We start from the raw sequence: 14,384 nt of genomic DNA on the forward strand, positions 1-14,384 counted from the left end.
TAAATCAGCAGGTTGATAAATTTCCGGGTCTCATTGATACTGTATGGATAAACAGTGTCTAACCTGGAAATTTTGGTATGTTCGCGCTGGTTGACGTTAACAATTTTTACGCATCTTGCGAGACCGTATTCCGCCCTGATTTGCGCGGAAAGCCTGTCGTCGTCGTTTCCAACAACGACGGCTGCGTTATCGCCCGCAGCGCAGAGGCCAAGGCGCTCGGCATTAAAATGGGCGCGCCTTTTTTTAAGCTGAAAGAGACGCTGCGCCAGCACCGGGTGCAGGTTTTTAGCTCTAACTACGCGCTCTATGCCGATATGAGCCTGCGGGTGATGACCACGCTGGAGGAGATGGCGCCAGCGGTGGAAATGTACAGCATTGATGAAGCCTTTCTGGACCTGAGCGGCGTCAGTTTTTGCCAGCCGCTGGAGGCGTTTGGGCGCGCCGTGCAGGCGCGCGTGAAGCAGGAGCTGCATCTGCAGGTGGGCGTCGGGATTGCGCCCACCAAGACGCTGGCGAAGCTGGCCAACTTCGCCGCGAAAAAGTATCAGGGCACAAAAGGGGTGGTCGACCTCTCCCACGCCGAGCGGCAGCGTAAGCTGATGGCGCTGGTGCCGGTAGAAGAGGTGTGGGGCGTCGGCGCGCGCATCGCTAAAAAGCTGCATCAGATGGGCATTGAGAGCGCGCTGCAGCTGGCGGACAGCTCTACCTGGGTCATCCGCAAGCATTTTAACGTGGTGCTGGAGCGCACGGTGCGCGAACTGCGCGGCGAAGCCTGCCTGGATCTGGAGGAGATGGTGCCGACGAAACAGCAAATCGTCTGCTCGCGCTCTTTTGGCACCCGCCTCACCGATTACGGCGCGGTGCGGCAGGCGGTTTGTCAGTATGCCGAGCGGGCGGCGGAAAAGCTGCGGCAGGAGAATCAGTATTGTCGGCAAATCGCAGTCTTTCTGAAAACCAGCCCGCACGCGGAAAACGAGCCCTACTACGGCAACCAGGCGATGGGGCAGCTGCTGACCCCTTCAAACGACACGCGCGATATCGTCCGCATTGCCACAGAGGCGCTGGATCGCATCTGGCTGGACGGCTACCGCTATATGAAGGCGGGCGTCATGCTGGGGGATTTTTTCAGCCAGGGCGTGGCGCAGCTGCATCTGTTTGACGCCTGTGGGCCGCGAGCCAACAGCGAAGCGCTGATGCAGGTGGTAGATAAGATTAATCAGGCGGGCAGGGGAACGCTCTGGTTTGCCGGACAGGGCATTGAAAAAAGCTGGGCGATGAAGCGCGAGATGCTGTCGCCAGCCTATACCACCCGTTTTTCGGATCTGCCGATCGTCCGGTAACGATCGGCCGGAGCGGTTAGTGTTTTTTGGCGGTCGAAGAAGCGTGTTCGCCATAGCTGCGCGGCGGCGGTTCGCTGACGGCGCGCGCAGAAGGAAACTCCTGACGTATCTCCGCCAGCGCCAGCATCAGCGCCTGCTTGCGATCGCTGTCGCTTTCCGTTATCGCCATCGCTTTCAGGCGATTCGCCAGCGAGGCGCCGGAGATCGACGCGTTTTGCTCCAGCAGCGCGGCGACGGCTTCGCCAATCAGATAATCTGTGAGTTTTTCAATCTTACTTCTGTGCATACCCGCATCTCTTATTACAGTGTTTGCCCGTTGATGGGCAGAGTGACTGGAAGCAAGCCGTCTGCGTTGGGGCGCCTGCGGCGTATGTCCGTCAATGATGCTCTGCCTGACACGTTCCACTGTGAATCATGCTGCGGGCAGGAGCTGAACGCAATGGTCAGCCTGCAAATTAAAACTAAGGTTTAAACAACAAACTAATTAACTTTTGATAGTGCTGCTCTTCTTCCGGGCTGGCTGCCAGCTCAAGGCGGGCAAGCAGTTTGGTGCAGAGCGTTTTTCTGTTGAGCTGTTTACCGGCGCGCAGGATTTCGACCACAATTTCACCTAAGGTCTCCTGCTCGCACGGCAGCGCGGCCTTGTTGAAGTAGTGGGCGATATCACTGGCTGTGGTTGGCCTGTCTCCGATCTGACGCATAAACAACCCTTAAAGTCCGTGTGGTTAAAACATAATCAGTTAAGCCAGGGCTAAAGTTATACAATTTCCAGGAGGTTGTACAGGATTACCTGCGCGGGCCGACGTTTATTTTTTGAACTTCACCACGCTGTCAGTATTAACAACGAGTTAGCTTAAAACTCAGAACAAGCTAACGGTCATGGGTCAGTTTAACTTGCTGGCCAGCAGCCGAATGGCGCGCTCGCAGGCGGCCTCGATTGCCGGATCTTCCGCGCGTGCGCCCGCGCGATAGAGCGCGCCAATAATTTCCTGTATGGGAAGGGCTTCGCCAGGCTGCAGGAGCTGCGCCACAACACGGCCTAGCAGAGCGTAAACTTCCTGATTATCAGCAGTTTCATTGTGGTTCACGCTGTCTCCTGAAGGGCGATGACGAACGGGTAATTTTGAATGCATTATCTCTTTTACTGTTAATCGGAATAAAGCACAGCAAGAACGATCGCCTGAGAAAAAGCGCGCTGTGCAGATTGCATTTAGGAAATACTTATTTCCTAATAGGGCAAATCAATTAATCCAGAATGCCAAGCAGCATATTAATCGTTTCTGCTCCATTAGTCACATCCTGAACTTTTCCCACCACGCGCATGCCGAACGCCACGCACAGCAGCAGGCCCGCCGCCGTCTCCGCATCCAGCGCGGCAGAGACCGAGCCATCTTCCTGGCCTTCGCGCACCAGCGCGACCAGAAAATTTCGGTTGCGCAGTACCGCCTGGCGCACCAGCTCGGAAAGCTCCTCATCCAGGCTCTGCAGCTCGACGGTGCTGCCGACCACCAGGCAGCCGCGACGCCCCTCGATTTCACGGGCGGAGTCGAGATAAAACCGCAGCAGTTCGGCGATGCGCGCCCTGCCGGTAGGCTGCTGCTGCAGGCGCGCGCGCAGGTCGGCGCCGCGCACGCTGATATAGCGTTCGAATACGCGCAGGAACAGGGTGCGCTTGTCTTTAAAAGCCTTATAGATACTGCCTGCCGTCAGATTCATGGCTTCGCTGAGATCGGCTACCGACGAGGCGTGGAAGCCTTTCTGCCGGAAAACGATCATGGCGTTATCCAGTGCAGTATCGGTATCGAAAGCTCTCGGTCTGCCACGCTCTCTGGCGGGAGCGGCGGGGATGCGGGATGTGGTCATCGCTCAACTTAAGGGAATATTTGCTACCAAATTACCATAACCGCGCGCGGCAGGAAAAAATAAAAACGTCAGCGGCGCAGCCGACGTTCAAAATCAAGCAGGTCGGAAAAGCGCGGGCCGGGGAAATAAGCAGGCTAAATAATAATATTTATTAACCACAGCCGGAGGAGAATATAGCGCGCTGCGCTTCTCGGAAATTTCAGATATACAACGAAAATCGGTACGACGCGCCGCATGCTGGCTTAACCTGTGGACCTCAACATAAAAAAGGACGACTTATGAAATCTCTGTCAATGTTTGGTGCCGCAGCGCTGGCGGCTTTCGCTTTCTCCGCCACGGCAGCGGAACCTGCCGCGATGAAAAATCCGATCAGCGTTCACGTGCTGAATTTACAAACCGGCATTCCTACCGCTGGCGTAACGGTAGAGCTGGATCAAAACCGCAACGGCGACTGGGTCAAGCTCGCTACCGGCGTCACCGATGCCAACGGCCGCATCAGCGCGCTCTATCCGGCGGGCAAGCAGGCGGAGCAGGGCACCTATAAAGTGGTGTTCAAAACCGGCGACTACTATGCCGGCGTGAAGCAAAAAACCTTCTTCCCGGAGATCCCGGTGATCTTCACGATCGAGAACACCAGCCAGCACTACCATATCCCGCTGCTGCTTAGCCCTTACGGCTACTCCACCTATCGCGGCAACTAAGCGGCGAAACGTAACTTCCCAGGCCTGACGCGCAATGCCGCCTCAGGCCTTTTTTGTATCGCGCCACGGCGCGGCGAAATTAAGCGAAAATTAATCTTTATTCCGTAGGCTGCACTCACTGCTAACGCCAGGTCAGGATCCTGCCCAGGGGAGAAGGAACGCCCGGTGCCGTCGCGCATGTTGTCCGGCAAACCAGACGTTGATTGTTTTGACGGGAGCCACCCTCTTTGCTGCGATTGCTTTTTTTATTAATGGGCGGGCCGATGCTGCGCGCCAGCTGGCCAGGCCTGCTGCTGGCCGGCACGCTCTGCCTCGCCGCCAGCGCGGGCATCGTGCTGGAAAGCCTTTACCACGGCACGCTTGCCGTGCCGCTCTGTTTGCTGAGCGTTTTCCTCCTCTCTGAAGGCGTGATACAGGCCTGGCGCGCGCGAACCGGGTTCGACAGCGGCTGGGCGGCGCAGAGCAAAGCGCTGACGCTGCTGCTGCTGGGCGCGGCTTTGCTGGCCGCGCCGCAGGAGAAGGGCTGCGGCGTCGCCTGGCTGTTCGCGCTCGCCTTTTTGCTGGACGGCGGCTTTCGCATCATCTCCTGCACGCTGATGCGCTGTCGCCGCTGGCACAGCAAGCTGGCGATCGGCGGCGGCGAATGGCTGCTCAGCCTGATGATCGTCACCGACTGGCCGTTGCCCCATCGCGTGCTGATCCCGATGGGATTTGCTGTGGTGCTGCTGGGCTGGGCCTTCTCGCTGCTGCAAATGGTCTGGCAAATCCGCGCGCTGCCGCCGGAGACCAGCGTAGCGGCGCTGCCGCTCTTTACCCGCAAAGGGGTGCGCAAACCGCACGGGCTCGATTATCGCCACGTTCCCTGCGACGCCGCGCCCGCCAGCGAGCCGCTTACCATCTATATCTGGACGCCGCTGGGGTCGGGCAGCGTCGCCGGACGGCGTCCCTGGTTTGACCGCTGGGTCGCCGCTATCGATCATCGCGGACAGGTTTCCACCGGCCATACCTCGCTGGCGATGGGCGATGCGCTTTACATCAGCCTCTATCCGGTCGAGGATATGACCGGCACCCTGAGCGGTGTGCTGCAGATGCTGCACGCGCGCGAGGAGAATGACGTCGCCGGCTTTCATCAGCGCTCCCTTGAGCGGGAGATCAAAGAGTGGTGCCTGCCCGACAAGCGCCTCTCGCTGCCGCATTACAACCAGCAGGCGCTGATCAACTACTGGGCGCGCCACGGCCAGGATTGCCGCTACAACCTGACGTCGCGCAACTGCTCCACCAGCGTGATGCAGGCGCTGGACGTCGCCACCGAGGGGCTGCTGGGGCTGCGCGGCGTGCGCGGTTACGCGGCGCTGCTCGATCCTGACTTCTGGCTGCTGAGCCTGATCCGCAGCCGGGCGGAGGGCATGACCTGGACGCCGGGCCTGGTCATGGATTACGTGCAGGTGTTGCGCCGGGTGCTGGCGTCTCAGCCGAGCGGCTACGGCAGCAGATACTTATTTCACGAACGCGCGCAGGAAAATAACAGCGGCTGTCGCACAGAGCGCGGTTAATTATCTGTCGGATGAGGTCGGCCTTATTTAAGCGGGTAGGGGTTGCGCAGAATAAAAAATCGCGCTTGCAAGAGTGGTTAAATAAACGCCGGGAAGTATTTCCCGGCGTTCCTTTATTTTCAACTGGCGCTTTTATCTGCGGCAGAGCGGCGGCTGAGCTTACCGCCGACGCGTCCTGCCTCGACCGCGCGCTCGCGGTTATATTTAAAATTACCGCTGCTCATCTGCCCGCCTTTTTTACCCGCTTCACGCGCTCTGTCGGGATTCTCGGCAAAATTACCTGCTCCACCACGTCGCTGAGTCATATCAATTCCTCTCTGTATAAAATAATAATAATTAAAAAGAGTTTCAATGCGCTTTAACTATGTAAGCAGAATGGCGATTTAGCAATGTGACATCTGAGATGAATATTCGCCTTTCTCGCGGCAGGAAATAACAGTGCAGAAAAAAACGAAGGCTAATTATATATCAGGTAAAGAAAATTTAACTAAATATGTACAAGTTTAAACAGAGTTGTACAATTTGGCCGTTAGTGCTAATTTGTGATGCATATCACGAATAAAGAATCTGTTTTCCTGTCGCAATAAATAAAAAAGCGCAGCGGCCCGAAGCGGAGCGCTGCGCTTTTTGCGTTAGCGTTACGGTTTAGGGCCGGCGGAACAGCGCCAGGCTGCGCCCCTCCAGCTCGAAATCCTTCTCTTTAGTGATCACCAGTCCGCGATTGTCGTTGTCGGAGGTGGTGAGTTCCAGCACCCAGCCGCCTTCGCCAAACTGCGGAATGCGGAACGGCACCGTGCCCTCAAACGGGTTGATCAGCATCAGCACGTCGTGCCAGATGCCCTCTTCGGTTTGCAGGTCAGGACGGCCGATATAGACGCCCAGCGTCGAACCTTCCTCCCACTGCTCTTCCTGCTGGAAGCCGCCGCCGGCGTTGAACCACTTGATCTCCATGCCGTCGCGCCAGTTCTCACGGCGCAGCAGCGGCTGCTCGGCGCGCAGGCGGATAACGTGGCGCGTAAACTCGCGCAGCGCCTCCGCGCTGGCGGGGAGGTTATCCCAGTGAACCCAGGAGATCTCGCTGTCCTGGCAGTAGCCGTTGTTGTTGCCCAGCTGGCTGCGGCCGAACTCGTCACCTGCCAGCAGCATCGGCGTGCCGTGGGAGAAGAAGAGCGTAGCGAGGAAGTTGCGCTTCTGGCGCTCGCGCACCGCGTTAATGCCTTCATCTTCGGTCGCGCCTTCCGCGCCGTAGTTGTAGGAGCGGTTATCGTTATGGCCGTCGTTGTTATCCTCGCCGTTTTCGTCGTTGTGCTTCTCGTTGTAGGAGACCAGGTCGTTGAGCGTGAAGCCGTCATGCGCGGTGATGAAATTGACGCTCGCCCAGGGACGGCGGCCGCGCTGGTCATAGAGATCGCCGGAGCCGAGCAGGCGGGCGGCGAAGTCGGTCGAGACGTTATCGCCTTTCCAGTATTCGCGCACCGTATCGCGGTATTTATCGTTCCACTCCGCCCAGCCTGGCGGGAAGCCGCCGACCTGATAGCCGCCGGGGCCGATATCCCAGGGTTCGCCGATCAGCTTCAGCTTCGACAGCACCGGATCCTGCATAATGGCGTCGAAGAAGCCGCCGCGCTGGTCGAAGCCTTCCGGCTCGCGTCCGAGAATGGTGCCGAGGTCGAAACGAAAACCGTCGATATGCATCGATTCCGCCCAGTAGCGCAGCGAATCCATCACCATCTGCAGCACGCGCGGATGCGAGGTATTCACCGTATTGCCGGTGCCGGTATCGTTGATGTAGTAGCGATGCTGATCAGGCAGGGTGCGGTAGTAGGAGAAGTTGTCGATGCCCTTAAAGGAGAGCGTCGGCCCCAGCTCGTTGCCTTCCGCCGTGTGGTTGTAGACCACGTCGAGGATCACCTCGACGCCGGCGTCGTGAAAGGCGCGCACCATGTCGCGGAAGCCCTGAATGCCGCGCGGGCCGTAGTAGCGCGGCGCAGGGGCGAAAAAGCCGATGGAGTTGTAGCCCCAGAAGTTTTTCAGCCCGCGGTCCAGCAGATGCTGATCGTCCGGGAACCAGTGCACGGGCAGCAGCTCGACCGAGGTGATGCCCAGGCTTTTGATATAGTCGACCGTGGCCTGATGTCCCATGCCCTCATAGGTGCCGCGCAGCACCTCCGGCAGCGCCGGATTGAGCTGGGTGAATCCCTTCACGTGCGTCTCGTAGATCACCGTGTTCGGCCAGGCGATGCTCGGACGGTTATCATCCTGCCAGTCGAACTCGTTGGGATCGATGACCCGGCATTTGGGCATAAAAGGGGCGCTGTCGCGCGTGTCGAACGTCAGATCCTTATCTTCATGCAGCAGTTCGTAGGCGAAGTGCGCCTCGTTCCATTCGATATCGCCCGCCAGTTCGCGCGCGTAGGGGTCGATCAGCAGCTTGTTGGGGTTAAAGCGATGGCCGTTCTCTGGATCGTAAGGACCGTAAACGCGATAGCCGTAAAGCGCGCCGGGTTTCAGGCCCGGCACATAGCCGTGCCACACCTCGTGGGTGAACTCCGGCAGCTCCAGACGGGCGATCTCATTCTTGCCGCTCTCGTCAAACAGGCAGAGCTCGATACGCTCGGCGTGGGCGGAAAAAATGGCGAAATTCACCCCTTCGCCGTCGTAGTTGGCGCCCAGCTGCTGGCCCGAACCCGACGTAATAGTAAACTCTGTAGCTTCAGACATTTATCCCTCTCCATTCAGTAAAATGCTATCCACGACAACCGCGTTGAATCACCTGTTTTTCTTTATCTTGTCAGACGCTGAGCAGCACCAGCGGCGCGCCGCTGTTGAGCGCGTCAAGGCTGAGCCGGTCGGTCAGCTCACACTCTTCTCCAGTAAAAATGTTGCGGTAACGGCGCTGTGCCAGAGGTTCTTTCAGGGTAATCGAGGTGGCGTCGCTGTAGCGCTGACGGGCGAAAGCCAGGCGCGGCACCACGACGATCAGCGCGTGCTGCGCATCGGCGCGGGCGAAGGCGATCGCATGCGAGGCTTCGGTGCCGTTGACCACCAGCGGCAAATAGTCGCCGTGGCGGAACAGGGCGTGATACTGCTGACGCAGCGGCAGCAGCGTGGCGATGGTCTGCTGTTTGAGCTGGCCGCTTTGCCACCCCTCCGGCGCGGAGAAATCGCCGCGCTCGTCCAGCATGCGCTGTAGCGCGTCGAAGTCCGGCTCCAGGCGGTTATCGGGATCGACCAGGCTGAAGTTAAGCGCTTCGCTGCCCTGATAGATATCGGGCACGCCGGGCGCGGTCAGCTTAATCACCGTCTGGCTGAGGGAGTTGATCAGGCCGGCGGCGATAAAAGGCAGCAGCGCCTGGCTGAAGTCGGCGAGAAACCCGGCGTTATCGGGCGAGAGCAGACGGCGGGCATAGTCGAGCACCGCCGTTTCGTAGGCCTCGTCGCCGTCCGCCCAGTTGGTGCGCAGCTTGGCTTCGCGCAGCGCTTTTTCGACAAAAGCGATAAAGCGCGGTTCGATCGCCGCGAGCTGAGCGGCGTCCGCCACGCCGGAAGCGGGCCAGACGCCCGCCAGCGCCTGGTAAAGCATCCACTCCACCGCCGGTTCCGGCGCCGGGCCGCCGTCGAGCGCCGCCACCGCGCCGCGGTTCATCTGCCGCCAGCGCGCCACATGCTGCGCCCAGCGCTGCGGCGACTCCGTCAGGGTATAGAGGCGCGCGCGCGCGTCCTCGCCGCGCTTGGTGTCGTGCGTCGAGGTGCCGGTCAGGCCGTCAGGCTGACGCTCGCGACGCCTCTGCATCTCGTCGTGAAAGCGCGCCAGCGAGAAGGCGCGCGGCAGCGGCTCGGCGCCGACTTCGTTAAGCGCCAGCGCCATATGCTGGCGGAAAAAGAGCGTATCCTCGACCGACTTCGCCATCAGCGGGCCGGTCAGCTGCTGGAAGCGGGTGCGGAAGGTGGCGGCCTCCTGCGCGACGGCGGCGTCGAGTTCGTTGTTCATAATGCGCAGCAGCAGGTCGAGCGCCGCAGGCGAGAGGCCGGGCGCGTCGCGGCGCACCGTTTCCGCCACGCGCCGCAGCAGCGCCGCGCCCTCCGGCGGCATGCCTTCCGGCGTGCCGTAGCTGCGATAGACCGGAAAGGCCACCAGCAGCTCGCGCAGCGCGGCGCGCAGATCGCTCTCCGGCAGCGTGACGCCGGAGGCGCTGGCGATGGCGCCCGCCAGCTTCAGCAGAGTAGTGAATTCGCCTTCAAAGTTTTTATCCGCCATCAGCAGCTTGGCGGCGCGCAGCTGGTCGCGCATATCTACCGGCTCGCCCACCGTCTGATCGTAGGCCTGACGCAGCGCGGCGATCTGGCGGCCATCCACCAGCGCGTCGGAGAGCGAGGCGATAAATTCATAGCCGGTGGTGCCGGATACCGGCCAGTCCGCCGGAAGCTGTTCGCCTTCGCCGAGGATTTTCTCCACCGTGATGTAACAGTCCGCTCCCGCATGCTGGCGCAGCTGCTCCAGATAGCCTTTGGGATCGGCCAGCCCGTCGACGTGATCGACGCGCAGCCCGCTGACCGCGCCCGAATGCACCAGCTCCAGAATCAGCCGGTGGCTGTCGTCGAACACCTGCGGATCTTCCACCCGAACGCCCGCCAGCCCGGTGATTTCGAAAAAGCGGCGGTAGGAGAGGTCGCGCGGCGCGTCGCGCCACGACATCAGCCGGTAGGGCTGGCGATCGTGCAGCGCCGCGATCTGCGCCTTATCGGTCAGCGCCAGCACCTCGGCTTCGCGTCCCTGCCAGCTCGCCGGCGAGAGCGGATAAAAGCTTTCGTAATAGGCGAACGCCGGTTTGCCGCTGTCGGGAGCGGCTTTTATCGCGATCTCGCCGTTTTCCAGCGCCGCTTCGAAGCTGTCGCCGAGGAAGGGCAGCGTCAGCCGACGCGACCAGTCGATGTCGAAGTAGCGCGCATAGCGGCTCTGCTTGCCGTGCTCAATCACATCGCGCCACCAGGCGTTCTCCAGCGAGGCGGCCATATGGTTCGGCACGATATCGATAATCAGCTCGAGGCCCGCCTGCTTCAGCGTCTCTACCAGCCGGTCGAAACCGGCGCGGCCGCCGATAGCGGGATCGATGGCATTGGCGTCGGTTACGTCGTAGCCGTGGGTCGAGCCGCTGGTGGCGGTAAAGATCGGCGAGGCGTAGAGGTGGGTGATGCCGAGCCGTTTCATATAGGGCACCAGCGCCGCCGCGCGATCGAAGGTCATGCCGTTGCGAAACTGAATACGGTAGGTTGAAGCGGGAATAGTCATTGGGCATCTCCTTTGGCCAGGCGCACGACGATGGCGTTTTGCGGCAGATCGCGGCCGTTCTCCGGCCAGGCGAAAATCGTTTCGCCGGGCTGTTCAGGCAGCGGCTGTGGCTTCTCGCCGATATTCAGCGCCAGCGACAGCGTGCCGGCGGGGAAGCGCCAGCTCACCTGAATAAAGCCTTCTTCGCTCCTCTCTACGCGCCCGGCGTGGCCGCCGGCAGTAGCCAGCAGCGGCACGATATGCTGCTGGCGCAGCGCCAGCAGGCGGCGCGACAGCGTCAGCCAGGCCTTGCCCTCGTCGCTCTGCGGCTTGCGCCAGTCGAGCTTCGAGCGGGTAAAAGTCTCTTCGGCGTTAGGATCCGGCACGCTTTCGCCTTCATGTCCGGCGTGACCGGCGAACTCCTTCGCGCGGCCTTCGCGCACCGCTTTGGCCAGATCGCCGTGAAAATCGGTAAAAAAGAGGAAGGGATTGGTTTCGCCATACTCTTCGCCCATAAACAGCAACGGAATATGCGGCGAGAGCAGCAGCGTGGCGAGCAGCACCTTATTGCGTTCGGCGCCGATAAGGCTAATCAGTCTTTCTCCCAGCGCGCGGTTGCCGACCTGGTCATGGTTCTGGATAAAATCGACGAACGCTGCAGGCGGCTGGCCGCGGCTGTCGACGCCGCGCGCCTCGCCGCTGTGGGGCGAGACCTCGCCCTGATAGGCGAAACCTTCCGCCAGCACGCGGGCGACATATTTTTCCGGATGCGGCGTGAAGTCCTGATAGTAGGCGTGGGTTTCGCCGGTGGCGAAGACGTGAACCGCGTTGTGGAAGTCGTCGTTCCATTCGCCGCTGAACAGCGGCGCGTGGCCTTGCTCATCGCGCGGATGCAGGAACACCACGTTGCGGCTGTCTTCGGTGGTGAGATGGATCGGGCGGTCGGCGATCTCCGCGCGGATGCGCTCGGCGATCTCGATCAGCGCATGCTTCTCCGACGTATCTTCGATCTGGTCGATGGCGTCGAAGCGCAGGCCGTCAAGGCGGTACTCCTGCAGCCAGAAGAGCGGCGCCTCGACGATATAGCGGCGCGCCGCGTCGACGTCGTAGGCGATGCCTGCGCCCCAGGGCGTTACGCGCTCTTTATGGAAAAAGTCCGGCGCCAGCAGCGGCAGGTAGTTGCCTTCCGGGCCGAAGTGGTTCAGCACGATATCCAGCACCACCGACAGGCCGTGACCGTGCGCGGCGTCGATAAAGGCTTTGAAGTCGTCAGGCGTGCCGTAGGCGGCGTGCGGCGCATAGAGCAGCACGCCGTCGTAGCCCCAGCCGCGGTTGCCGCCGAACTGCGATACCGGCAGCACCTCAATCATGGTAATGCCGAGCTCCGCCAGCCAGGGCAGCTTGTCAATCGCCGCCTGGAAGGTGCCTTCCGGGGTAAAGGTGCCGATATGCAGCTCATAGACCACGCTCTCTTCCCAGGGGCGACCTTGCCACGCCTGATGCTGCCAGGCGTAGCGCGTGGGATCCACCACCAGCGACGGGCCGTTAACCTCATCTTTTTGCGCGCGCGAGGCGGGATCGGGCACGACGGTGCCGTCGGCCAGCACAAAATTATATTCGCTGCCGGGCGCGACGCCGTCCGTGCGCAATTCAAACCAGCCATCCTCGGCGGAACGCATTGGCGTATCTTTGCCGTCAAGACGCAGGCTAACACTGTGTTGACCGGGGGCCCAGAGACGAAAGCGGACCGCATCGTTGGCGACATATTCAGCGCCCCAGCTTTTGGTAAATGATGCTGACTCCATTCAATAACCTCGTCTGAATCAAATGTGATCGATAAACCACACCGCGCGGCCCAGGTCCGGCGATGCAGGCAACAAAAGGTAAGACGGAAACGTATCTGACACGTCGCTGGCGGAGCGCGCGCGCGGATGCGGGGGAAGCGCAATCGGCTCTCTACGACGCCATACGAAAATCAATCATAGTCCACGCTGCAAGAGTTGCCGGAGCGGGGCGCAGCGCGGAAGCGGCTATTCCGGCGCGCGGCGGGAAAATTAAGTGATGCCCGTCACAAATCAAAAAGTGCATCTATACTTGTTACTCTTGCCTGAGTTGGTGAAATTATATGCAAATTCAGGATGTTAAAACTCATGGAGTGAATGTGGAGCAAAATAAACCTGAATCAAACGACAGCAGCGCGCCGTCGGCCGATACCGTGCGCCAGCGGCTCTTTTTCGTGGTGCTGGTGGCGACCATGGGCGCGCTCGCCTTTGGCTACGACACCGGCATCATTTCCGGCGCGCTGCCCTATATGACGCTGCCGCCCGCGCAGGGCGGCCTCGACCTCACCCCGTTCACCGAAGGGCTGGTGACGTCGTCCCTGATCTTCGGCGCCGCGGTCGGCGCGTTTCTCAGCGGCTATGTTTCGGATCGCTTCGGCCGCCGCATCACCCTGCGCAGCCTGGCGCTGGTGTTTGTCGCCGGCGCCATCGGCACCGCCGTCGCGCCGAACGTCGAGGTGATGGTGGCGATGCGCCTGCTGCTCGGTATCGCGGTCGGCGGCGGCTCCTCTACCGTACCGGTGTTTATCGCCGAGATCGCCGGACCGCGCCATCGCGCGCCGCTGGTGAGCCGCAACGAGCTGATGATCGTCTCTGGCCAGCTGCTCGCCTACGTGGTCAGCGCGCTGATGAGCTACCTGCTGCACGATCCGAAAATGTGGCGCTATATGCTGGCGCTGGCGATGATCCCCGGCGCGCTGCTGTTTATCGGCACCTTCTTCGTTCCCGCCTCGCCGCACTGGCTGGTGGCGGAAGGGCGCATCAAAGAGGCGATGCGCGTGATGAAGAAGCTGCGCGAAACGCCGCGCGAGGTGCGCAAAGAGATGGCGGATATGCGCAAACAGGCGCGCGCAGCGGAGCGCGGCCCGTCGGCTGGCGAGCTGCTGCGCGAGAAATGGGTGGTGCGTCTGCTGCTGCTCGGCGCCGGTATGGGCATCGTCATTCAGTTCACCGGCGTTAACGCCTTTATGTACTACACGCCGATTATTCTGAAAACCACCGGCATGGGCACCAGCGCCTCCATTGCCGCCACCATCGGCAACGGCGTGGTGTCGGTGCTGGCGGTGATGGCCGGGATCCGCGCGGTAGGGCGCTTCGGCCGCCGTCCAATGCTGATGACCGGGCTGTGCGTGGTGATCGCGGCGCAGCTGGCGCTGGGCTCGGTGCTGGTCTTTATGCCGCAGAACATGACGCAGAGCCTGCTGGCGCTCGCCTGCATTATGCTGTTCCTGTTCTTTATGCAAATGTGCATCTCGCCGGTCTACTGGCTGCTGATGTCGGAGCTGTTCCCGATGAAGGTGCGCGGCGTGCTGACCGGCACCGCCGTCTCTTTCCAGTGGATCTGCAACGCGGCGGTCGCCTTCGCCTTTCCGCCGCTGCTGGCGCTGGCGGGCAACAGCACCTTCTTTATTTTCGCAGCGATTAACGTAGCGTCGCTGGCGTTTGTCGCGCTGATGCTGCCGGAGACGCGCGGTAAATCGCTGGAGCAGATTGAAACCCTGATGCGCGAGCGTTTTGGCGAAACGGATAACACCGCCGCCAGCGACGCGGCATAAGCGCAGGCTGCGGATTATCTCGCTGATAATCCGCAGCTATCA

12 protein-coding genes are annotated in these 14,384 nt (G+C 60.8%); 4 read left to right on the plus strand and 8 right to left on the minus strand.

Translation table 11 applies throughout. The features are described 5' to 3' along the window. Positions 1 to 77: 77 nt before the first annotated feature. Positions 78 to 1,340, plus strand: a complete 1,263-nt coding sequence (umuC, locus tag AC6I7Z_RS08110; RefSeq protein ID WP_497813799.1) for a translesion error-prone DNA polymerase V subunit UmuC — start codon at positions 78 to 80, stop codon at positions 1,338 to 1,340. Positions 1,341 to 1,356: 16 nt separating this feature from the next. On the opposite strand, the gene AC6I7Z_RS08115 is transcribed toward umuC, so the two are convergent. The 4 genes from AC6I7Z_RS08115 to AC6I7Z_RS08130 all read right to left on the minus strand — a co-directional run bounded on the left by AC6I7Z_RS08115 (position 1,357) and on the right by AC6I7Z_RS08130 (position 3,203). Beyond that, on the minus strand, positions 1,357 to 1,626 hold the full coding sequence (locus tag AC6I7Z_RS08115; protein ID WP_497813800.1) for a hypothetical protein: 270 nt from the start codon (positions 1,624 to 1,626) through the stop codon (positions 1,357 to 1,359). A gap of 175 nt (positions 1,627 to 1,801) precedes the next feature. After that, a complete protein-coding gene (ycgZ, locus tag AC6I7Z_RS08120) occupies positions 1,802 to 2,041 on the minus strand; it encodes a regulatory protein YcgZ (protein WP_497813801.1) in 240 nt (79 codons plus the stop codon). Positions 2,042 to 2,224: 183 nt separating this feature from the next. Beyond that, positions 2,225 to 2,473: a hypothetical protein gene (locus AC6I7Z_RS08125; RefSeq protein ID WP_497813802.1), complete on the minus strand. Its 249-nt coding sequence runs from the start codon at positions 2,471 to 2,473 to the stop codon at positions 2,225 to 2,227. Between the two features lie 112 nt (positions 2,474 to 2,585). After that, positions 2,586 to 3,203: a TetR/AcrR family transcriptional regulator gene (locus AC6I7Z_RS08130; RefSeq protein WP_497813803.1), complete on the minus strand. Its 618-nt coding sequence runs from the start codon at positions 3,201 to 3,203 to the stop codon at positions 2,586 to 2,588. A gap of 278 nt (positions 3,204 to 3,481) precedes the next feature. On the opposite strand from AC6I7Z_RS08130, the gene uraH reads away from it, so the two are divergent. Continuing rightward, positions 3,482 to 3,904 carry a hydroxyisourate hydrolase gene (uraH, locus tag AC6I7Z_RS08135; protein ID WP_033747835.1) on the plus strand — a complete coding sequence of 141 codons (423 nt, stop codon included), beginning with the start codon at positions 3,482 to 3,484 and terminating at the stop codon, positions 3,902 to 3,904. Between the two features lie 227 nt (positions 3,905 to 4,131). Continuing rightward, positions 4,132 to 5,457, plus strand: a complete 1,326-nt coding sequence (locus tag AC6I7Z_RS08140) for a hypothetical protein (protein ID WP_497813804.1) — start codon at positions 4,132 to 4,134, stop codon at positions 5,455 to 5,457. Positions 5,458 to 5,576: 119 nt separating this feature from the next. On the opposite strand, the gene AC6I7Z_RS08145 is transcribed toward AC6I7Z_RS08140, so the two are convergent. The 4 genes from AC6I7Z_RS08145 to treZ all read right to left on the minus strand — a co-directional run bounded on the left by AC6I7Z_RS08145 (position 5,577) and on the right by treZ (position 12,531). Continuing rightward, positions 5,577 to 5,762 (minus strand): con-10 family general stress protein, encoded by a 186-nt coding sequence (locus tag AC6I7Z_RS08145; RefSeq protein ID WP_033747833.1) that lies wholly within the window; start codon positions 5,760 to 5,762, stop codon positions 5,577 to 5,579. Between the two features lie 340 nt (positions 5,763 to 6,102). Further along, entirely contained in the window at positions 6,103 to 8,178 is a 2,076-nt protein-coding gene (glgX, locus tag AC6I7Z_RS08150) for a glycogen debranching protein GlgX (protein ID WP_497813805.1), read from the minus strand. Positions 8,179 to 8,248: 70 nt separating this feature from the next. Continuing rightward, positions 8,249 to 10,747 (minus strand): malto-oligosyltrehalose synthase, encoded by a 2,499-nt coding sequence (treY, locus tag AC6I7Z_RS08155; protein ID WP_497813806.1) that lies wholly within the window; start codon positions 10,745 to 10,747, stop codon positions 8,249 to 8,251. Further along, positions 10,744 to 12,531, minus strand: a complete 1,788-nt coding sequence (gene treZ / locus AC6I7Z_RS08160; protein ID WP_497813807.1) for a malto-oligosyltrehalose trehalohydrolase — start codon at positions 12,529 to 12,531, stop codon at positions 10,744 to 10,746. Before treZ ends, treY begins: the two co-directional genes overlap by 4 nt. A gap of 356 nt (positions 12,532 to 12,887) precedes the next feature. Here treZ and AC6I7Z_RS08165 point away from each other — a divergent pair, with 356 nt between their 5' ends. Further along, positions 12,888 to 14,342 carry a sugar porter family MFS transporter gene (locus tag AC6I7Z_RS08165; protein ID WP_497813808.1) on the plus strand — a complete coding sequence of 485 codons (1,455 nt, stop codon included), beginning with the start codon at positions 12,888 to 12,890 and terminating at the stop codon, positions 14,340 to 14,342. Positions 14,343 to 14,384 lie beyond the last annotated feature (42 nt).

Source organism: Pantoea sp. X-Soil-MYKO-1289 (assembly GCF_059730625.1).